At 52.6% G+C, this 20,456-nt stretch carries 14 protein-coding genes and 3 tRNA genes; 3 read left to right on the forward strand and 14 right to left on the reverse strand.

Features of this window, described 5'->3' with window-relative positions:
• Nucleotides 1-3: 3 nt before the first annotated feature.
• From ATY27_RS19385 to ATY27_RS19400, 4 genes are all read right to left on the reverse strand, one after another.
• Complete coding sequence (locus tag ATY27_RS19385) at nucleotides 4-2,136, reverse strand: polysaccharide biosynthesis tyrosine autokinase (RefSeq protein WP_208930607.1); 2,133 nt, start codon at nucleotides 2,134-2,136, stop codon at nucleotides 4-6.
• On the reverse strand, nucleotides 2,136-2,669 hold the full coding sequence (locus ATY27_RS19390; protein WP_208930606.1) for a polysaccharide biosynthesis/export family protein: 534 nt from the start codon (nucleotides 2,667-2,669) through the stop codon (nucleotides 2,136-2,138). Before ATY27_RS19390 ends, ATY27_RS19385 begins: the two co-directional genes overlap by 1 nt.
• Complete coding sequence (locus ATY27_RS19395; RefSeq protein ID WP_208930605.1) at nucleotides 2,663-3,805, reverse strand: hypothetical protein; 1,143 nt, start codon at nucleotides 3,803-3,805, stop codon at nucleotides 2,663-2,665. Before ATY27_RS19395 ends, ATY27_RS19390 begins: the two co-directional genes overlap by 7 nt.
• Nucleotides 3,806-4,069: 264 nt before the next feature.
• A complete protein-coding gene (locus tag ATY27_RS19400) occupies nucleotides 4,070-6,148 on the reverse strand; it encodes a methyl-accepting chemotaxis protein (protein WP_208930604.1) in 2,079 nt (692 codons plus the stop codon).
• A 458-nt stretch (nucleotides 6,149-6,606) separates the two neighbouring features.
• Between ATY27_RS19400 and ATY27_RS19405 the strand changes: the two genes are divergently transcribed.
• The gene (locus ATY27_RS19405; protein ID WP_208930603.1) at nucleotides 6,607-6,864 is read left to right on the forward strand and encodes a hypothetical protein; all 258 of its coding nucleotides are present in this window, start codon (nucleotides 6,607-6,609) and stop codon (nucleotides 6,862-6,864) included.
• A gap of 522 nt (nucleotides 6,865-7,386) precedes the next feature.
• Here the strand turns inward: ATY27_RS19405 and ATY27_RS19410 are convergent.
• The 10 genes from ATY27_RS19410 to ATY27_RS19455 all read right to left on the reverse strand — a co-directional run bounded on the left by ATY27_RS19410 (nucleotide 7,387) and on the right by ATY27_RS19455 (nucleotide 16,072).
• Nucleotides 7,387-7,463: transfer RNA gene (locus ATY27_RS19410), tRNA-Arg, on the reverse strand.
• A 64-nt stretch (nucleotides 7,464-7,527) separates the two neighbouring features.
• Nucleotides 7,528-7,604: transfer RNA gene (locus ATY27_RS19415), tRNA-Arg, on the reverse strand.
• Nucleotides 7,605-7,622: 18 nt separating this feature from the next.
• Nucleotides 7,623-7,712, reverse strand: a tRNA-Ser gene (locus ATY27_RS19420).
• Between the two features lie 167 nt (nucleotides 7,713-7,879).
• A complete protein-coding gene (csrA, locus tag ATY27_RS19425; RefSeq protein WP_031568392.1) occupies nucleotides 7,880-8,083 on the reverse strand; it encodes a carbon storage regulator CsrA in 204 nt (67 codons plus the stop codon).
• A gap of 111 nt (nucleotides 8,084-8,194) precedes the next feature.
• Nucleotides 8,195-9,406: an aspartate kinase gene (locus ATY27_RS19430; protein ID WP_208930602.1), complete on the reverse strand. Its 1,212-nt coding sequence runs from the start codon at nucleotides 9,404-9,406 to the stop codon at nucleotides 8,195-8,197.
• Between the two features lie 3 nt (nucleotides 9,407-9,409).
• The gene (alaS, locus tag ATY27_RS19435; RefSeq protein ID WP_347876422.1) at nucleotides 9,410-12,028 is read right to left on the reverse strand and encodes an alanine--tRNA ligase; all 2,619 of its coding nucleotides are present in this window, start codon (nucleotides 12,026-12,028) and stop codon (nucleotides 9,410-9,412) included.
• 14 nt (nucleotides 12,029-12,042) lie between these two features.
• Nucleotides 12,043-12,510, reverse strand: coding sequence for a regulatory protein RecX (locus ATY27_RS19440; protein WP_208930600.1), 468 nt, complete (start codon nucleotides 12,508-12,510; stop codon nucleotides 12,043-12,045).
• The gene (locus ATY27_RS19445) at nucleotides 12,500-13,243 is read right to left on the reverse strand and encodes a hypothetical protein (protein ID WP_208930599.1); all 744 of its coding nucleotides are present in this window, start codon (nucleotides 13,241-13,243) and stop codon (nucleotides 12,500-12,502) included. The genes ATY27_RS19440 and ATY27_RS19445 overlap by 11 nt, the downstream gene beginning before the upstream one ends.
• Nucleotides 13,240-13,740, reverse strand: a complete 501-nt coding sequence (locus ATY27_RS19450) for a WbuC family cupin fold metalloprotein (protein ID WP_208930598.1) — start codon at nucleotides 13,738-13,740, stop codon at nucleotides 13,240-13,242. The genes ATY27_RS19445 and ATY27_RS19450 overlap by 4 nt, the downstream gene beginning before the upstream one ends.
• A gap of 160 nt (nucleotides 13,741-13,900) precedes the next feature.
• Nucleotides 13,901-16,072 carry a S46 family peptidase gene (locus ATY27_RS19455; protein ID WP_208930597.1) on the reverse strand — a complete coding sequence of 724 codons (2,172 nt, stop codon included), beginning with the start codon at nucleotides 16,070-16,072 and terminating at the stop codon, nucleotides 13,901-13,903.
• 208 nt (nucleotides 16,073-16,280) lie between these two features.
• Here ATY27_RS19455 and ATY27_RS19460 point away from each other — a divergent pair, with 208 nt between their 5' ends.
• Together ATY27_RS19460 and ATY27_RS19465 are read left to right on the forward strand one after the other, a co-directional pair.
• Entirely contained in the window at nucleotides 16,281-16,775 is a 495-nt protein-coding gene (locus tag ATY27_RS19460) for a TIGR00645 family protein (protein WP_208930596.1), read from the forward strand.
• Between the two features lie 79 nt (nucleotides 16,776-16,854).
• Nucleotides 16,855-20,445 (forward strand): hybrid sensor histidine kinase/response regulator, encoded by a 3,591-nt coding sequence (locus ATY27_RS19465; RefSeq protein ID WP_208930595.1) that lies wholly within the window; start codon nucleotides 16,855-16,857, stop codon nucleotides 20,443-20,445.
• The last annotated feature ends 11 nt before the right edge of the window (nucleotides 20,446-20,456 follow it).

Genomic DNA, 20,456 nt, shown 5'->3' on the forward strand with positions numbered 1-20,456 from the left:
CAATCAGGCACGGCGTAAATTATCATGCAGCAGCTGACGCAGCGCGGACGGTTGTTTGGCGCGGGTGGCGGAGGTAGCGTAGTAGTTGGAGGTATCGTTTTTCACCCGGTTCAGGATCACGCCACCAATATTGACGCCTGACTGCGATAACAAATCCATTTTGGCGGCGAAGTCTACCAACGGCGTTTTTTTCACGTCCACCACCAACTCCAGCTTACCAACACATTTGGCCACCACCATCGCGTCCGACACCGACAAAATCGGCGGACATTCGATAATGACCCGGTCATACTTTTTCGCCAGCACTTTAAGCACCGCATCAAAGCGTGGCATCGACAGAAATAACAGCGGATTCATCGGCCGGATGCCGGATGGCAGGACATCGGCGTTCAGCTCTTTGCTGTAAAACACACATTGCTCAAAGGTATGGGTCTTTGCCAGCAGGTTGGTCAGGCCGGGCCGGTGCGGATTTTCTCCCAGCGCTTCGGCCAGTGCCGGAAAACGCAGATCAGCGTCGATAATGATCACCCGTTCCAGCTCAGAAAACGATTTAGCCAGCTGCAGACAAATACTCGATTTACCTTCATTGGGTGAAATTGATGTCAGCGCCAGCAATCGCTGCGTACCTAGTTGTTTATCCAGTAAAATATTGGTCCGTAATGACCGGATGTATTCCTGATACAAGGTGTATTGTTTGCCGGATTGCTGGATCACCGGCAGATTGCGGTCGATGCCTTTGATGCGGATTTGTGGCACCACGCCGAGTAACTTATAGCCATAACGCGTCGCGATATGCCGGTACTTCGAGGTGACATCGGCAAAAAAATGCAGGCAAAGCACCAGAAATACCGCACTGATAATGCCCAGAACAAAAGCGGCAACCGACAATAACAGCCGTTTAGGCCCTATTGGTTTGACCGGGACTATCGCCGGGTCGACCACAAAAATACTCGATGTTTTATTGATGTCTTTCATCAGTTCGGTTTCTTTCATTTTGTCCGACAACGTGGTCAGCAAATGCAGATTGGCCTGAATTTCAGCTTCGAGTTTTTTATGCACTTGTCCGACTCCAACCAGTTGCTCCAGTCGGGTGGTTGCAGCGTCAGCTTTCACTGCGATTTCCTGCAGATTGCGTTGTAAATCGCGTTGGCGGATTTGGAAATTGCCAGACAGTTTGTTCACTTCGCTGTTGAGCTGCTGGCTGGTCACTTCTATTTTGCGATTGGCGGCAATATAACGTGGGTGTTTCTCCAGATAACTGAGCCGTAGCTGGGCAAATTCCGCCTGTTGCATCGCCAGTTGTTGTTGCAGCGAGGCGATCACCGGCACTGCGGCCACCTCAGCGATATTGATCAGCGCTTCATAGTTCTGGCCCGCCTGTTGAATTTTATTCAGCAGAACAGACAGCTCATCGCTTTGTTTTTGCAGCAGGCGGCGCTCACTGAATAGCTGTGCGATTTCCTGCTTACTCAGTTCTATATCGCTGCTGATATCGATAATATTGCGTTCCTGCCGGAACTGCTGCAGCTTTTGCTCCGACTCGGTCAGCTTCAGCCGGACATCGTCCACCCGCTCTTTAATCCAATCGTTCGCCTGATGATTGTGCTGCTGCATCAGGCCGGTCTGATAATTCATGAAATGGGCAGCCAGCTGATTCACCACCTCTGCAGCGATAAATGGATTGTGGTGTTTATAGGAAATTTGTAACAACGTAGTTTTTGGTACTGCGGCCACGGATAGATCCGCCAGCAATGCCTGCACGTCATCCCGACGCATATCGTTCGGTAAACCAAGTTCAAGATCGGCCGGCAGATTCTTCACCACGTCCTGGGCAAATTGTGTGGAGGTCAACAGTTTAATTTGTGTATCAAGTTCATCGTTACCACCGCCCATCCCCGGGATCAGCGATTGCAGCGGATTGGCCGACAAGCCGCCTTTGATCATCAGCGTGGTGTCGGCGCGAAAAACCGAAGGCAATTGCGACACAAACGCAGTGACCAGCGCAAAAATGACTGTGGTGATCAGCACAATCAGCCAGCGCCGGGCCGACAGGATGGCCAGGATGACACTTAATTCAATCGCATCATTGGCCTGTTGTACCTGCTGCTGTTGCTGTTGTTGCTGCTGTGCCTGCATCAAAAAAAGCTCTTATCGATTTTAATCACATCACCGGGCAGGATGATCGTGTCCGAGCTGGCTTTAAACGTTGCTTTATCCGCACCACGCTGGATTTGCCAGGCACTGCGCGAAGCCCGGTCCAGCAAGCCGCCTGACAGCGCAATGGCCTGTTCCAGTGTGATATCCGGCTGATACGAATAGCTGCCAGGATTTCGCACTTCGCCATAGATGAAAAACGGTCGATAGCTGTCGACCGTGATCGAAACACTCGGTGCAACCAGATAACCATCTTTCAGCCGTTGTTCCAGATATTCTTTGGCGCTTTGCTGGGTATGACCGGTCAGCCGGATACTGCCCAGTAAAGGCATATCTATAAACCCCTGCTGGCTGATCTCAGCTGTCACCGACAGATCCGGTTCCAGATAAACACTGATTTTAATCGAGTCGCCGGGACCGAACTTGTAGCTTTGTAACCCCGGCGCAGCCGGAGTCTGTGCCTGCACAGATGCGAGCAATAACAGGCTCAGGAAAGCACTACACCACTTCACCATGACCAGCTGACCTCAGCCAGCAATTCGGCACGGTTGCGATCCGGTTGCTGTTGTTGGCGTTGATGCACCTGACTGAGTTGGACCAGGCTTTGCCATTGCTGTGCCCACTGCCAGCGCCAGCCTGCACTGAGCGCACTGCGGGTTCTGCGATAATCGCCCTGATCAAGACGGGACGTCAGCTGGCTGAGTTCAGCGCTGAACTGATGTGACTGATCATATTGCCAGCGCACACTGGCCGCATGACGGGTATCGAGCTGGCTGACACTGGCCGTAGCATAAGACAACACAGAGTTGCGGCCGCTTTGCAGTTGAAGCTGCCAGCGCTGGTCAAACTGCCAGAGGTTATCCAGCTGCCAGTAACTGCCCGTCGATTTTGCCAGTTGATTTGCCGGATAACTGCGCGAAAACCGGCCACCGGTCAGGCGGAAAAACTGCTGGCCGGTCCATTGCACAGCGAGACCGCCACCATATTGAGTCAGGTCGGTGCTTAGTTGATTCTGTTGTTCCTGGCGTCTTGCGACATCCAATACCAATGCGATATTTTCGTTAAGCTTGTGGCTGTATTGCGCTTCAGCAAAATCACTGTCTAAAGTGGAATAGCGTTGCTCACGGACATCTTGCTGACGTCGGTCTGTGCCAACAGTGACGCGCAGATTCTGGGTATCAGGTGCCCGGCCAAAACCAAGTGCAGCCTTTGCGCCGGATTGCTTTGCCAGTAAGGCCTGCTCTGCCGCTGACAAAAATTCTGCCGCGCTATCCCCGGCCAGATGCTGGTCTTTGCGTAAGGTCGCCTGTAACGACAGATCGGTTTGTGGTGTCAGAAACAAGCGTAATTCTGGCTGCAACTGATACAGCGTTTGCGCTAAATCGCTGGTGTCCCTGTAGTGTTGGCGGCTGATTTGCAGCGGCATTTGCAGACCATAACCTTCAAACAAACCAAGCCAATCCCAACGGATGCCAGCGATACCACTTTGGTCTGACTGACGCTGAATTGCGGTATTGAATAGATTGTTATTACTGTGCACACCAAGGAAGGCACTGAGCTCGTTGTGAGCCTGATCCCAGTCAGCGGCGACGCTTTGCGCTGAGGTGATTAAAAAAAGCGGTACAAATCCGACTAAATACGACCTGTTCATGCAAAATGCTCTTGAAAAATAAAATATCCATATTTTCCTTTTATTTTTCCCTTACCGCATGGTAATGGAGAACGAAAAAAAAACAAAGCCTTTATCCTGCGTCCAGCGCATTAAAATCGTGTAAAAATATTGATCACATCAGCCCATTCAGGATCGTCTGCAAATATGACGGAAAACGGCTTTTATATCAGTCAGGCGGCCAAAACAAAACGGCCAGATTGATACCACTCCGGCCGTTTTTTTTACGCAGCGCTGCGACAGGGCTCAAATCCGAAACTGCGCGACCACCTGATTTAACGCAGAAGCGGAATTATCCAGCTGACGGGCTTCCCCCGTTAGTTCCAGTGCATGCTCCGCGGTATTATCAACCAAAGCCGTGATCGCGGTCAGGCTGCGGTTAATATCATCAGCCACAATCGTTTGTTGCTCGGTTGCCACCGCAATCTGGGTGCTTTGTTGCTGCACAACCATGATAGCCGCGCTAATCGCAGTTAATGATTGTTGCATCGCCCGGGCGCGTTCCGCACTGACCTCAGTCTGACTGCGGCCCAATTGCATCACGTCTTCTGCCTGCTTGGCGATATGTTGCAGTTTTTCCACCATCCGGCGGATATCATCAGTACTTTCCCGGGTGCGTCCTGCCAATGAACGGACTTCATCAGCCACGACAGCAAAACCGCGGCCTTGCTCGCCGGCACGGGCCGCTTCGATAGCAGCATTTAATGCCAGCAGATTGGTCTGTTCAGCGATGCCTTTAATGACGTCGACCACAGTACCGATATTTTCAGATTCTTTGGCAAGTCCAACTACAACATCCACGGCAGATACCATGCTTTGATTCAGCGATTCCATATCATTGACCGCCAGCTCAGACAATTTCGCGCCTTGCTGGCCACGCACCTCAGCATCCGCTGCGGCCTGGCTGGTCGATTGCGCGTTTCGGCTGATCTCCTGCACGGTCGCGGCCATTTCCGTCACTGCAGCTGACACCGAGTCGATCTGCACCTTCTCGTGCTGGATCTCCTGATTGGTCAGCCCAACCACCTGGTTCAGGTGTTCACTGGACAATTTGACCTGTTCCGCCTGCTGTTGCGTTTGCGCCAGTGATTGGCGTAATTTGCTGACGAAAGTATTAAAATGCCGCGCCAGCGCGCCCACTTCATCCTGCTGTGCAATATCGATGCGCCGGGTCAGGTCACCATCGCCGCTGGCAATATCCTGCATAGCATGGGTCAGTTGTTGCAATGGTTTGGTGATGACCCCGGTCGTGATCATGATACTCGCCGTGATCAAGGCAAGGATCAGCAGCGCACCAAAGATTGACCACTGCACCGTCGATTCAATCGGCGCGTCGATTAACGCGGCTGGGATCAGGATACCAACCAGCCAGTTCATCTGCGGAAAATCGCGGCTGACCGGCTGGTAAGCAACATAATAATCCACCCCATTCAGCCGGACCTCGGCAAAACCAGCCTGGCTTTGCTGTGCCGCTTTCGCCAGCACAGCAAAACCGCTGCTATTTTTGTCTTTGTTATCCAGCCCCTGGATCGGGTCATTGGCTTTGGTCGTGATACCCGCCCGTCCGGAGAAATGCACAATCTGGCCTTTGCCATCGAGTAAAAACGGCAAGCCCTCACCCTGATAGCGAATGGTTTCCACTTTATCCCCGACTTTATTGATATGCAGATCCAGGCCACCAACACCAAGCAAAGTGCCATCCGGCAGGTACACCGGACCTTCCACGACGGCTGAGACGATGCCGGTGGTAAAATCGGCCGACGGTGAACCGACGAAAAACTTATTGTGCTTCATCGTCTCAATGTACCAAGGCCGTTGACTGGCGAAATAACCTTTGTCCACCACCCCTTTGTCTGGCCCATCCACGTCAACACCAGTCCTGGAGTCTTCGCGGAAATACTCGTCAGAACGGGTCAGCGCAAAAAATGCCGACAGGATATTGGCGTCGCCAGCGCTTATGGTTTTAAACGTCTGATTAATTTGCGGATAACCCTCAGCAGTTGCCAAATCGGTGCCACGCCCCGGATATTGTAAAAACCACTGCTGAAACTGTGGACTGTGTAAAAATGTCTTTGCGACCTGCGCATATTCCGCAAAGAACTGGCCCACAGCGACAGATTCTTTCTGCATCAGGCTATTTGCCTCTGCTTCCACCTGCGCTCTGGTTTGCGCCGCGATATGCTGGATCACCAGAAATGCAGCAACTGCTAATAAAATGGCCGTGGAGCCACCGACAGCAAACAAAATTTTCTTTTTTATTGATGTTATTTTTTGATACAACATAAAACCCCCAAACAAGTGCCGCTCCATCAAATCACAACGCATGAATTAAATCCAGCAGTTCAAATCAGACAATTAAATATATGATTCATAAGAATTAATTGAATTAGAAAGTCAGAATTCGCACCAATTCGAAGCATCTGAGCTGAATTGCATGACGACAGGCACAAAAATCGGGCATAAATCTGTACCAGCCGCGCTGTTTTGGCGCAGCAGATTTGCTTGCTCCGAACCGATCGCCGGCTTTTCAGGCACAACCGGCATGTAATAGCGCCTTAATCACTCAGGAGCGCCCTTAAACTCGCCACATGCTGAAGAGGCCTTACAGTGCGGCGGCTATGCGTGATTTTTGGATGAGGGGCCAAACAGAAGTTTAAGACGCAGAATATAATGTTCTGTTTTCACGCGACGAGCTCTGCGAGGAGCCGCGGGACGCAAAAACACAAAAACGCCGGGAGCGTTTTTGGACAGCTTTAGCTGGTCCCGCAGGGATTTTTGCCAGGATGGCAAAAACACAAAAACGCCGGGAGCGTTTTACACTCGCGACATCCTTGCCGCTCGCCTACCGGCAGCTGCGCTTTGCAAAACGGCTATCCTGCCGTTTTGTGGACAGCTTTAGCTGGTCCCGCAGGGATTTTTGCCAGGATGGCAAAAACACAAAAACGCCGGGAGCGTTTTACACTCGCGACATCCTTGCCGCTCGCCTACCGGCAGCTGCGCTGTGCAAAACGGCTATCCTGCCGTTTTGTGGACAGCTTTAGCTGGTCCCGCAGGGATTTTTGCCAGGATGGCAAAAACACAAAAACGCCGGGAGCGTTTTACACTCGCGACATCCTTGCCGCTCGCCTACCGGCAGCTGCGCTGTGCAAAACGGCTATCCTGCCGTTTTTTGGACAGCTTTAGCTGGTCCTGAAGGGATTTTTGCCAGGATGGCAAAAACAAAAAAACCTGCACTAAGCCGGTTTAATGGGTGAAATCAGCAGCGAGCGAGCCAACAATTTGGCTCGCTCTGATTTCACGCCTGTTGCTCTGCAACAGGCCGGAGGACGCAGGAGGATTACAGCTGGCTGCGCCAACTGCCCTTCGGGTCGCGCTGCGCGCGCTCGGTCGGCAAAGCCGACACGTCGAACCGTGAAGACGGGATCTCAGCATGCCATCAGTTTGGCATGCTGCCGGCTGAACGCGACGAGCTCCGCGAGGAGGGAGGTTCTCACCGCCTGCGTCATCAGTTCTTTATTTGGGGACTGGCTTTAAACAAAAAAACCTGCACTAAGCAGGTTTAATGGCGGACGCAGGAGGATTCGAACCTCCGACCGCTCGGTTCGTAGCCGAGTACTCTATCCAGCTGAGCTATGCGTCCTGGGAGTATGTCTTGCGACAGGTCTTACAATTTTCAATCTTGCTTGTAGTGCCAGTGTTTCAGATGGCGGACGCAGGAGGATTCGAACCTCCGACCGCTCGGTTCGTAGCCGAGTACTCTATCCAGCTGAGCTATGCGTCCATCTAATCTAAAAACAACTGGCGGAGGGAGAGGGATTCGAACCCTCGATAGAGTTTCCCCTATACACCCTTAGCAGGGGTGCGCCTTCAGCCACTCGGCCATCTCTCCGCGCTACGTTGCGGTGCGTATATTAATGTCTCAGGAAAATATGTCAAACAAAATTTTGAACCTGACTGTGCGATTGCCGACCTTTTAGACAATCTGCGCAATTAATAACGTAAACGACTACTTTTTACACAACAAAACAATAAAAACAATGATTTACGAAAACAGACTTATTGATCATCATCCTGGCTGTAACTGCCTGGTGTGCCCTTTTCCGCTTGTATCCGCATATAGATTTCTTCACGGTGTACCGATACTTCTTTTGGTGCATTCACACCGATCCGTACCTGATTACCTTTTACGCCTAATACAGTGACAGTCACTTCATCACCGATCATTAATGTCTCACCAACGCGACGGGTCAAAATAAGCATTCGTTTGCTCCTATCCTTTAGTCCCAGCTATTTAAACGACGCTTAGCCTTTCACCAACGCGTCCATGTTGCCAATCATAACTCAGCATTCAAATTTATGAAAATCCAGCGATTAATTATCACTGTTGAACAAAACCTGATGTAATTTTGCAGCGGCACCTTCAACCAGTTCCGGCGCCATTAATACAGAAAACCGACTTTCAGTCTGCGTCATCGCCCAAATCTGAATATTCAGCTGGTTTAATAGCTGATGGATCCGTGCGACCACATCGGGTTGCGACCTGACGCCGATACCGACCACCGACAGTTTAGCAAGATTTGCTTGAATGCGGTGCTGAGCGTCCCGACAATTTTTCAGCAAATTCTGTACATCGTCAGCAACTTGCAGCCAATCGCTGTTGGTCAGCACCAATTGCACCGTCAGCTGATCAGGCCACACGCCATATTGTTGCACCATATCCGTTTCAACGTTGCGCTCGGCCAGCAGGTTCAATAACCGGCAAAAATCAGTATGACTCAGCGCCTGCAACTGCAGAAACGTCAGGCCATGCTGGCAGGCAATACCGGATATTAACGGCAGTTGCATTGGATCTTCCTCGTAAGTCATCAGCGTGCCGGCATCCGGCCTGAAAGTCGATAACACGCGCAGCAGCACCCGATGCCGCCCGGCATATTCGACCGAGCGTGAGTGCAGCACTTTCGCACCGACACTGGCCAGCTCCAGCATGTCGCCAAACGGGATCTGGGGCAGCCGGCGGGCGCCGGAGCAAATGCGCGGGTCTATGGTGTATACGCCATCCACATCGGTATAGATCTGACATTCGTCAGCCTTTACTGCGGCAGCCAGCGCGACTGCCGACGTATCAGAGCCACCCCGCCCCAGCGTCGTCAGATTGCCTTCGATATCCCGCCCCTGAAAACCGGCGACCACTACAATATGGCCTTGTTCCAGTTCCAGCGCCAGTCGCTCGGTATCCACCCGTTCAATTCTGGCTTTGCCAAACTTGTTATCGGTATGAATACAGACCTGATCGGCCAACAGCGAAACTGCAGGGTAGCCACGTTTGACCAAGGCAATGGCCAGCAATGCGATAGTGACCTGTTCACCGGCAGCTGCCAGTACATCCAGCTCGCGCGCCGTGGCTTTCACATCGATACGTTGGGCCAGCCCGAGTAACCTATTGGTTTCCCCGGCCATTGCTGATACCACCGCAATCACTTTATGACCAGCCTGCACAGTGCGGATAATCAGATCCGCCACCGCTTCAATCCGTTCAGTGGTCCCTACCGAGGTTCCACCGAACTTTTGCACCAGTAATGCCACCTGTTACAGCTTCGCTGCCAGATAGTCTGTGGCCGCCGCTAATACCTTGCCAAGGCCGGCAACGTCTGTACCACCGGCTTGCGCCAGATCCGGCTTGCCGCCACCTTTACCACCCAGTTGCTCCGCCGCCCAGCCCACCAGCTGGCCGGCATTGACTTTATCGGTCAGGTCTTTGGTAACACCTGCAATCAGGCTGACTTTGCCGTCGCTGGCAGTGCCAAGCAGAATCACGCCGGAGCCGATGTTGTTTTTCAGCTCGTCGACCATAGTGCGGAAACCTTTTGGATCCACGCCGGACAGCTCTGCAATCAACACTTTAGTGCCGTTCAGCGCCACTGCTTTTTCCAGCAATGAAGCACCGGCAGCGCTGGCCATTTTCGCTTTCAGTTGTTCCAGTTCTTTTTCCAGCAGCTTGCTGCGGTCTAAAGTCTGGATCACCCGCTCGCCAATCGACAGCACATCGCCTTTTAACAAAGCCGCAACTTGTTGCGCTTGCTGTTCCAGTTTGTGTAAATAAGCCAGGGCGCCAACGCCGGTGACCGCTTCGATGCGGCGTACACCGGCAGCGATGCCGCTTTCTACGACGATCTTAAACAGACCGATATCGCCAGTGCGGGCCACATGCGTGCCGCCGCAGAGTTCAATCGAGAACTCGCCCATCGAAAGAACACGGACGTCGTCATCATATTTTTCACCGAACAGCGCCATAGCGCCGGCGGCTTTAGCCGCATCCAGCTGCATCAGCCGGGTCAGTACTTCATGGTTGGCCTGAATTTGCGCGTTCACCAGTTGTTCAATCTGGCGAACTTCGTCTGCTTTCACCGCTTCAAAATGGGCGAAGTCAAAACGCAGGCGGTCAGGACCAACTTGTGAGCCTTTTTGTACCACGTGCGCACCCAGTACCTGCTGCAGTGCAGCATGTAACAAGTGCGTTGCCGAGTGGTTTTTGCGGATAGCGCTGCGCCGTTCGTTATCAATTTGCGCATCGACACGCTCGCCGACGGATAAAGTACCGCTGATGGTGCCGCGATGCGCAAAGGCTTTGCCAATTTTCAGCGTATCGACCACAGTAAACACAGCGCCGGACGCCAGCGTGAATGTACCAGTGTCCCCCATCTGACCGCCGGACTCAGCATAAAATGGTGTCTGGTCCAGAATCACTAATGCTTGCTGGCCGTCGATCACAGACTCAACTTTTTCGCCATCACGGACGATTTCCAGCACCACCGCATTACCGTGTTGCTCGGTATAACCTGTAAAATCAGTCACTTGCTCAGAAGTTACCGTTTGGTTATAGTCCTGACCAAAGCTGGAAGCGGCCTGGGCGCGTTTGCGCTGGGCTTCCATTGCGGCTTCAAACCCTGCCAGATCAACGGTCAAACCTTGTTCGCGCGCGACATCGCTGGTCAAATCGACCGGAAAGCCATAAGTGTCATACAGCTTAAATACCACTTCGCCCGGAATTTCCTTGCTGTCGCCAAGCGCAGCCAGAGCATCTTTGAGCAGTAACAGACCACGTTCCAGCGTCTTGCCAAACTGCTCTTCTTCCATCCGCAGTACTTTTTCGATAATAGCTTGTTTTTCAATCAGTTCCGGATAAGCTTCGCCCATTTGGACTGCAAGTTCAGCCACTAACTTACTGAAGAATACGCCTTTGGCGCCCAGCTGATTGCCATGACGCACCGCGCGGCGGATGATGCGGCGCAGCACATAACCCCGGCCTTCATTGGATGGCATCACACCATCAGCGACCAGGAAAGAACAGGAACGGATATGGTCGGCGATCACGCGCAGCGATTTATTGTCTAAATCTGTCGTGCCGGTCACCGCTGCAGCCGCTTTGATCAGGCCCTGGAAGATATCGATTTCATAGTTACTGTGCACGTGTTGCAAAATCGCGGCAATCCGCTCCAGCCCCATGCCGGTATCGACGCTTGGTTTTGGCAGTGGTTCCATCCGGCCATCGGCGTGGCGGTTGAACTGCATAAAAACGTTGTTCCAAATCTCGATAAACCGGTCGCCATCTTCTTCCGGTGAGCCCGGTGGGCCACCCCAGATATGGTCGCCGTGGTCGTAGAAAATCTCGGTACAAGGACCGCACGGGCCTGTGTCACCCATGGCCCAGAAATTGTCTGAAGCAAAAGGTGCACCTTTGTTATCGCCGATGCGGATCGCCCGTTCCTTTGGCACACCGATTTGCTGGGTCCAGATATCAAAGGCTTCGTCATCCGTCGCGTAGACGGTGATCCATAGTTTTTCTTTTGGCAATTTGACCACTTCGGTCAGAAATTCCCAGGCGTATTTAATCGCATCTTCTTTGAAATAATCACCGAAACTGAAGTTACCCAGCATTTCAAAAAAGGTGTGGTGACGGGCGGTATAACCGACGTTTTCCAGATCGTTGTGTTTACCACCGGCGCGTACACAGCGCTGGGCCGTGACGGCGCGGCTGTAGCTGCGTTTGTCCTGACCGAGAAATACGTCTTTGAATTGCACCATGCCGGCGTTGGTAAACAACAGCGTTGGGTCATTGCCCGGAATTAACGAGCTGCTGGAAACAATTTGGTGGCCTTTACTGGCAAAAAAGTCCAGAAAGGCGCGGCGCAGTTGCGCAGAGGTCATGTACATAGGCTGTCCTAACTATCTGAATGTTGTAATGCGTAGCGGATCTGCTCCGAATTGAAGCCCCGGCGTTGTAAAAACGCCATCCGTTTTAATCGTTCTTTGTCTGAACCGGCCGCCAGCTCGCCGAATTTCTTCTGCACGCAGCTGCGGGCCAGTTCAAACCAATCGGGTTCAGCGCTGTCGAGCGCTTGTTGTAACAACTCCTGGTCCAGCCGGTGTTGCCGGCTTAATTGCCGCAGCACCGCAAGCCCCTGGCCTTTGCTGATGCAATGGCGCAATAACATCTCAGCAAAGCGCTGATCTGACTGGTATTGCTCCTGCTGACAACGTTCCAATGTTACCTGAGCCAAATCGTCATCTGCGCCACGCTGGCGCAGTTTATCCAGCAGTTCATGGCTGCTATGCTCGCGCCGGCTCAGCAAACCGATGGCTAATTGCCAGACTTGCTGCGCAGTCAAAACTTCAGGTTCAGACTTCAAACACTGCCGCCTCATCCGGCCGTGCCGGCGTCAGCACAAAAAATTCCCGGAACGACAGGAAAAAGCTGATGGCCAGCCAGGGCAAGACCAAAATCAACGGAATCATCATGGTAAATGGATTAGTAATACCGAGCAGCACCATCGCAAAAGGACCAGTCATCCCCAGCAGTACAGAGATAATACCAAACACCGTCAGCGCCGGTACATTGCGCCAGCACGCCATAAAACTGGCTTGCAGCACCGGCCACAGCCGCTGTTCCCGTAGAAAATAAATCACCGGCACCGCATAGGCAAATAACATCGCATTGACCGATGCCATCGCCACTAACGCAAATAATGCCAGTAAATCCGCCTCGCCGGTCTGCCACAATGGCACTTGTTGCACCAGCAACAGCTGACTCGGGATCGATAATAAAATATTCAGACCGGCCAGCCGGATAAAAGCCGCCCGATGGCTACTTTCTTTGACTGGTTGCCACAACAGCTCCAACGTCAGTGGTTTCTGTTGTTGGGCCCGCACAATGCAATCATAAAAACCAGCCATTAAAAACGGGCTCAGCAGTTGCGCAATCACCGCTAGCAACGGATGTACCATCCCAACCAATGATATAAGCAGCATCAGCCAGAACATCGCGAGTAACAGCATATGCTGGCGCAACAGCAGCCAGCCTTGTTTCAGCCAGTCCAGACCGGCTTTCGCCGGCGCCCGGCGGATCACTAATTGTAATTTCATCCGGCTATCTCCTGCCAAGTCGGGCTGACATCGCCCACGGTTGCAGCACAAAGCCACTGTTGAAAGAATGACGCCTGGGCGTCCTGCTCAGTCGGTGCAAAGGGCGCAAAATGCCGCGGCTGCGCCGGGTCAAATGGCCCTTGTTTGACTTCAAGAAATACAGCCCCCGGCCCCCGCGCCAACACGGTATGCCATTGGCCCGGGGCCAGTTCCAGGCTGGTGACCGCAGACCCGGCACAAAGGTGCCAACGGGCAGTTACTGTGCCGGCTTCGTCAAACTGCAAAAAGTCCACCGTGCCGGCCAGCATCACAAACAATTCCCACTGTTGTGATTCGGTATGTCGATGTGGCGGTACGTAACTGTCTGGCTGCATCGCTATGACTACCCGCTGCACCGGCTCAGCAAAACTTTGATGCAAATTCAAAAATGTCCGGCGCCGCGGCTGTTGTGCCGCAGTCGCGAGCAATTCAGTAAATAAGGCTTGATCTAATAACATACCAGCAAAAATTCGGTTTAATTGCGGTGAATTAAGGCGGCCTATCATACTGCAAATGTCTGCGCTTCCCATAGTGCTAAATCAGGGCAAAACCGCAGCCAGACTGACAAAAAAGGTGCCGTTGGCACCTTTTTTGTTTTAATCGCCGCATCAGCAGTGTTTACTCGCGGACAATCTCCATCTCCGCCGTCAGATTGGTCGCGCCATCGACTTTCTCCATTTGCCACAGCAGGTAGCGGCTGTCGACATGGATGGAGCGATTCAGCGCCGGATCGTAGTCATAATTACCAATAATGCCTTCAATCACGCCATCAAACAGCAAGCCAACCAATTCCGCTTTGCCGTTTAACGTCGGTGAGCCTGAGTTACCGCCAGTCGTGTCGACCGTGCTTAAAAAATTCACCGGGACCGTTTTCAGCTCAGGATGCGCGTACGCACTGAAGTCACCGGCAGCAATAGCTGCCAGTTGCGCCGCTGGCGCATTAAACGGGCTTTGGTCTGTGTGTTTTTCACTGATGCCCTTCAGCGTGGTAAACGGCTGATAGGCCACCCCATCGCGTGGCTGATAACCTTTCACTTCACCAAAAGTTACCCGTAACGTGCCGTTAGCATCGGCATACACCGGCTTCTGGCTGGCTTTGTTAAAGGCAATCACCGCTTCCATTACTTTGGGTCGTGCCACAGCCATTTTGCCGGCATGATTTTTACTGTCGTGTTCCAGTTGCAGATCGGTATCCGCCATTGCAACAGCGAACTGAATGGCCGGATCCTGACTGGCTTTAAACTCATCGACCGATTTCCCGATCCAGGCCAGCCGTTCAATCTCATCACCAAGCAGGCTTGTCTGATAAATCTGCGTCAGTTTGGCGCGCACAGCGGCTTCGTCAAACCCTTCTGCAATACCAAAATATTGATCAAATGCGACCAGACGCTGCGGTTTTGGCAGCGCCGCATAATGTTTCAGGAAATGTAACGCGATTTCTAAATCTACCGCGCCATCAAAACTACGTGACATCCGCTTCAAGCCGGCTTTGAACCGATCCAGATCGCGCTGCTGAAAACCGGTTTCGCGCTCTTCGTCGGATTTTTGTTGCTCTAACGCCAACCGGTACAATTTACGGCTGGTACTGAATAGCTGGGCATACTCGAAATAATTCAGGATCAAGTCACGTTGTTGGGTCGTCGTTTCTGCATCCAGCAATTGCTGCAGGCTCAACAAGGCCGGTTTGTACTTGGCTTTGCGCGAAGGCTCAGCTTCAATCCAGCGCTGCAGGACCGCTTCAAACTCATCTTTACGCTGTTGCGTGCCGCCTTTTTGGTAAGTCTGGATCATGCCATCATAGTTTTTCGCATAGTTGGCGAGGCGGGCCAAAATCGCTTCATATTTGATCCGCGCTTCAGTGCCTTCTGCGGCATGCTGTTTAATTAGCGCAATCGCTTCCTGCCGGTACTGGCGCGCAGCCGGCAGCACAGTGGTGAATTGATTGCGGACTTCAAAAGCAGTGTTATAGCGGTTGGTTCGGCCCGGATAGCCAAGGACCATAACAAAATCGCCTGCCTGGACGCCTTTGGCCGACACTTTCAGGGAACTTGGCGGCACAAAAGCGACGTTGTCGGCACTGTAATCCGCCGGTTTGCCATCTTTGCCGACATAAGCGCGGTAAAACGCATAATCACCGGTATGGCGTGGCCACATCCAGTTGTCGATGTCGCCGCCAAACACACCCACGCCCCCTGCCGGCGCATGCACCAACCGCACATCGCGGATCTCCAGTTGCTTGATCAGGTAATATTCAAGGCCACCGTGAAAACTGTAGACCTCACAGCGATAGCCGGCGGTTGCTTCACATTCAGCCACCAGCTCTTTACGCAGCTGATCGATTTTGTCAAAGCGGTCTTTGCCTTGCAGTTGCGGCGTCAGTTCCTGCTTAATTTGTTGGGTCACATTACTGACCGCTTCGGTCACTAAGATTTTACTGCCAGGCGCAGCCGGCAATTCTTCTGCCGGCGTTTTCGCCAAAAAACCCCGCTCAATCAGGTTGTTCTGCGCGGTGCTATTGTGCTGAATACTGCTGTACGCACAGTGGTGATTAGTCAGCGCAAGGCCTTGTTTTGACACAAAAGATGCGGTACAGCCACCGAGGCTAATCACTGCATTCATCGGGAAGGCGGTCAGTTCGGCAATAGATTTGGCATCTATTTGCAGACCTTTGGCTTTGAGTAGCGCTTCCAGTTCCGGCAACTGATGCGGTTGCCACATGCCTTCATCGGCGTTTGCCACAGCGGCCGTCAATACTGAGAATATCGACAACGCCAGCACAGAATTTTTCATTCAACGATTCCTTTAGATCCGTCCCGCGCCTGCATATCAGCTGACGGGTTCCACGACATGGATGATTTATCTGGATTTTGCCGCATTGTGCGATAAATCTGCCGGGGAATAACAGTCCCAGTCGCAGAAAAAATACAGAACTTGAAAAATCCGGCAGGATCCCCCAGATCCAGTGCAGTTTTAATCACCGGATGGCGCTGTAACGACGATGGAAAAACAAATTGAAACACTGATGTACGCCAGCCGCTGGCTGATGGCGCCGATTTATTTGGGACTGAGCCTGGTGCTTATTGCGCTCGGTATTAAATTTTTTCAGGAAATTTTCCATCTCCTGCCCAATATCATCGCCACCAAAGAGGCCGACTTGATCCTGGTGGTGTTGTCATTAATTGATATTGCGCTGGTCGGTGGGCTGATTGTGATGGTGATGTTTTCCGGTTATGAGAACTTCGTGTCGCGGCTGGACATTGATGAGTCGGCAGAGAAACTGAATTGGCTCGGCAAAGTCGACTCGGGTTCACTGAAAAATAAAGTCGCAGCCTCTATCGTGGCGATCTCTTCCATTCACCTGCTAAAAATATTTATGGACACGCCGAACATCGATAATGACAAAATCATGTGGTACCTGTTGATCCATATCACTTTTGTGTTATCAGCCTTTGTCATGGGCTACCTCGATAAACTGACGAAAGAGAAAGTCTGAAATTGACCCGGGCGGATGGCTGAGTTAGTTTAGGAGATCCGCGCTCTGCGCGGTCAGTCATACGCCACGAGGTTTTGCTGTGCAGGGATCCGCGCAAGTTTTTTACCGCTTCATCAAGGCCGCAGTCGTCGCACTGCTGGTGTTCAGTTATCCCCTGTTCTCGATGGAAGCGGGTCTGCCGCTGTTAAAAAACTTTAAGCCAAAAGACTACAATGCCGGCACCCAGAACTGGGCCATGCTGCAGGACAGTGATGGCTTGATTTACGCCGGCAATAACGTCGGTGTACTGGAATTCGACGGCGTGCACTGGCGCGTCATCGCGACCACCAATCAGTCCGTGGTGCGCTCGCTGGCACTGGGGCATGACGGCAGAATTTATGTCGGTGCCAAAGGCGACCTCGGTTATATCAACAAAGCCCGCCCGCAAGGCGCTCAGTTTATTTCGTGGCGCGACCGTATCCCTGCCGCCTACCGCAATTTTCAGGATATCCGCCAGACCTTTGTCACCGAACAGGGCGTATTGTTTGTTGCCCGCTCCTATCTGTTTTTGATTAACGACCAGGAAGTTCGCAGCTGGACCAGTGAGTCCGCCTTTATGAAAGCCTTTCAGCTTAATGACCGCATCCTGATTAAAGAACAGGATACTGGCCTGCTCGAACTGAAAGACGGGCGGCTGGAGCCGGTCAACAGCACGCAGCCACTGGCGGATAAAGCCGTGTTTATCGCAGAACAATGGAACGAAAATCAGGTGCTGATTGGCACCCGCGACGCCGGATTTTTTCTGTTGGGTCCAAATGGTATGCAACCATTTCAGATGCCCGCCAGCAAAGAACTGGATCAGGCGATGATTTATACCAGTCAGCGGCTGCGTAACGGCCTGCTGGCGATTGGCACGGTGCGGGACGGCATCTATCTGCTGGACCAGCAAGGCAACATCCACAGCCATATCAATAAGTTTTCCGGCATGCTCGATGACAATGTGCGCGCGCTGATGGAAGACCGCCAGCAAGGTCTGTGGGTGGCTATGGATCATGGATTGGCGCGGGTCGAAGCCTCCTCGGCCATCTCCATGTTTAATCATGTGATGGGCCTCAAAGGCAACGTGTTGTCGCTCCATCGCTATCAACAACAGTTATTTGCCGGTACCAGCCAGGGCTTGTTCCGGTTACAGGCCGACGGCGTGAAAGCGGCGCATTTCAGCGCCATTGATAACTTCAGCAACCAAACCTGGGATTTTGCCGATTTTGCCAACAGCATGTTGATTGCAAATAATAAAGGCGTTTATCAGTATCAGGATGGGCAGTCTGCACTGATCCTGGATACGCCGGTACCGGCCAAAGTATTGCTGGTGTCGCGCCAGCAGCCTGATACGGTCTGGGTGGGTTTGCAAAATGGCTTGCTGCGCCTGCAATACAGCGCCGGCCAGTGGCGCAATCTTGGGGTAGTCAGCGGCGTAGTCGGCAATCTGAACAGCCTGATTGAAGAGGCGGACGGTAGTCTGTGGATCGGGACGCTGGCGAATGGCGTATACCGGCTGCAATTTAATGGTGACAGACAAAAAACGCCATTACTGGACAATTTTACCGAAGCGGCCGGCTTACCCAGTCTGAACCGCAACTCGGTACATCGCTGGTCTGGTGGCCTGTTGTTTGCCACTGTCGCCGGTTTGTACCAGTTTAATCAGAGTACCCAGACCTTCGGCATCCATCCGGTGTTCAGCGGCCTGTTTGCGCAACAACCCTGGGTGCGCTCGCCAACGCAGGACAGCAGTGGCCGTATCTGGATGATTAACTGGGACAATCAGACCGGCGAACGTCAGGCCGGCGCTGCAGAAAAAACCGGGCCGGATCAGCCCTATCACTGGTCCACCGCGCCATTGTTTCCGCTCGCCGATACACCACTGGATGTGATCCTGGCCGAAGATGCAGCCATTACCTGGTTCGGTGGCGCCGAAGGTATCTTCCGCTTTGACGCCAGCCGGGTCAGCCGCAGCATTGTGGCGCATCCACCGCTGATCCGCCGGGTGATCAGTCGTGACAATCAAACGCACTTTGCCGGTGGTCAACTGGCCAAACTGCAACTGGCGTCAGACCAGAATTCATTGCGGCTTGAATATACGGTGCCGCGCTATGGCCATCTCGACACCAACCTGTTTCAGGTGCAGCTGGTCGGTAACGATCCGGCCTGGTCGGACTGGCACAATGAAACTTACCGCGATTACACCAACTTAGCACCGGGCAATTATCAGTTTAAATTGCGCTACAAAAACGCTTTTGGCGAGATCAGCGAAGCGACGCCGTTACATCTGCAAATCGCCGCCCCCTGGTACCAGAGCTGGTGGGCTTATGTGCTTTATCTACTCTCTGCCCTGGCGCTGATTAAAGTGCTGATTGGTTGGCGCGTGCGGCCGGTGTTACAGGAAAACAGCAAACTGGAAGATTTGGTCAGACAACGGACCCAACATCTGGAAGATACGATGCAGATGCTGGAAGGCGCCAAGCAAAAAGCGGAAACGGCTGCTGTGGCCAAAAGTGAGTTTCTGGCCAATATGAGCCATGAGATCCGCACGCCAATGAATGCCATTATTGGCTTTGCCCAGTTGGCGCAAAACAGTGAATCTTTTGCCGATCAGCAGCTGTATTTAAGTAAAATCACCGCGTCCAGTAAAATTTTATTAAGCATTATCAACGACATTCTTGATTTCTCAAAAGTCGAAGCCGGCAAACTTGAGTTAGAGCAGGTCCGCTTCCGGCTGCAGGATATGCTGCAGCAAATCCGCGATTTATTTATTGAACAGGCCCGGCAAAAACGGCTGGAACTGCAATTCAGTGTTGATCCGCAGGTGCCGGCCTGGCTGATTGGTGATCCGCTGCGTTTAAGTCAGGTGCTGATTAATTTACTGAGTAATGCCGTGAAATTCACCGGTCAGGGTAAGGTAGTATTGCTGGTCGATCTGGCGTTACAGGTGAATCCGCCGGAAACCGCCGCTGAAGTCTGGTTGCATTTTGCCGTGCAGGACACCGGGATCGGCCTCAGTCCGGAGCAATGTCAGAACCTGTTTCAGGCGTTCAGTCAGGCCGACACCTCGACCAGCCGTAAATATGGCGGTACCGGCCTGGGCCTCAGTATCGCCCAGCGTCTGGTGCAACTGATGGGTGGCCGCATCGAAGTGCAAAGCCTGGCGGGCATTGGCAGCACGTTCAGCTTTAGTATCCGCAGCTATCGCGCCGAAGCCAGCAGCCTGACCAATGCCAATACAACGCCGCCCCAGGCGTTGAACAGCAGCCTGTCAGACAACAATACAACACCTAAAGGCCGGATATTACTGGTGGAAGATAACAGCTATAACCAGACACTGGCGCGGATCATTCTGCAACATGCCGGCTTTGCCGTGGATGTAGCAGACCATGGTGAACAGGCGTTACAGCAACTGAGTCAGCATCAATATGCGTTGGTACTGATGGATGTGCATATGCCGACCATGGATGGCTATACCGCGACCCGGATCTTACGTCAGCAGGCGGTGCATGCGCGCCTACCGGTGATTGCGTTGACGGCACACGCCACTGAAGAATTCCGCCGCGAATGTCTGGAAGCCGGTATGAACGATTTTATCGCCAAGCCATTTGATGCCCGTACTCTGCTCAGCAAAGTACAGGAATGGGCGTAGCACTTTCAGGT

It is taken from the genome of Rheinheimera sp. F8, from assembly GCF_001518915.1.

Excerpts from the sequence above, each read along its gene's own strand:
- ATY27_RS19385 (WP_208930607.1), bottom strand. The coding sequence starts at position 2,136 with ATGCAGGCACAGCAGCAACAACAGCAACAGCAGCAGGTACAACAGGCC.
- ATY27_RS19390 (WP_208930606.1), bottom strand. The coding sequence starts at position 2,669 with ATGGTGAAGTGGTGTAGTGCTTTCCTGAGCCTGTTATTGCTCGCATCT.
- ATY27_RS19395 (WP_208930605.1), bottom strand. The coding sequence starts at position 3,805 with ATGAACAGGTCGTATTTAGTCGGATTTGTACCGCTTTTTTTAATCACC.
- ATY27_RS19400 (WP_208930604.1), bottom strand. The coding sequence starts at position 6,148 with ATGCGTTGTGATTTGATGGAGCGGCACTTGTTTGGGGGTTTTATGTTG.
- ATY27_RS19405 (WP_208930603.1), top strand. The coding sequence starts at position 6,607 with ATGGCAAAAACACAAAAACGCCGGGAGCGTTTTACACTCGCGACATCC.
- csrA (WP_031568392.1), bottom strand. The coding sequence starts at position 8,083 with ATGCTTATTTTGACCCGTCGCGTTGGTGAGACATTAATGATCGGTGAT.
- alaS (WP_347876422.1), bottom strand. The coding sequence starts at position 12,028 with ATGACCTCTGCGCAACTGCGCCGCGCCTTTCTGGACTTTTTTGCCAGT.
- ATY27_RS19445 (WP_208930599.1), bottom strand. The coding sequence starts at position 13,243 with ATGAAATTACAATTAGTGATCCGCCGGGCGCCGGCGAAAGCCGGTCTG.
- ATY27_RS19450 (WP_208930598.1), bottom strand. The coding sequence starts at position 13,740 with ATGTTATTAGATCAAGCCTTATTTACTGAATTGCTCGCGACTGCGGCA.
- ATY27_RS19455 (WP_208930597.1), bottom strand. The coding sequence starts at position 16,072 with ATGAAAAATTCTGTGCTGGCGTTGTCGATATTCTCAGTATTGACGGCC.
- ATY27_RS19460 (WP_208930596.1), top strand. The coding sequence starts at position 16,281 with ATGGAAAAACAAATTGAAACACTGATGTACGCCAGCCGCTGGCTGATG.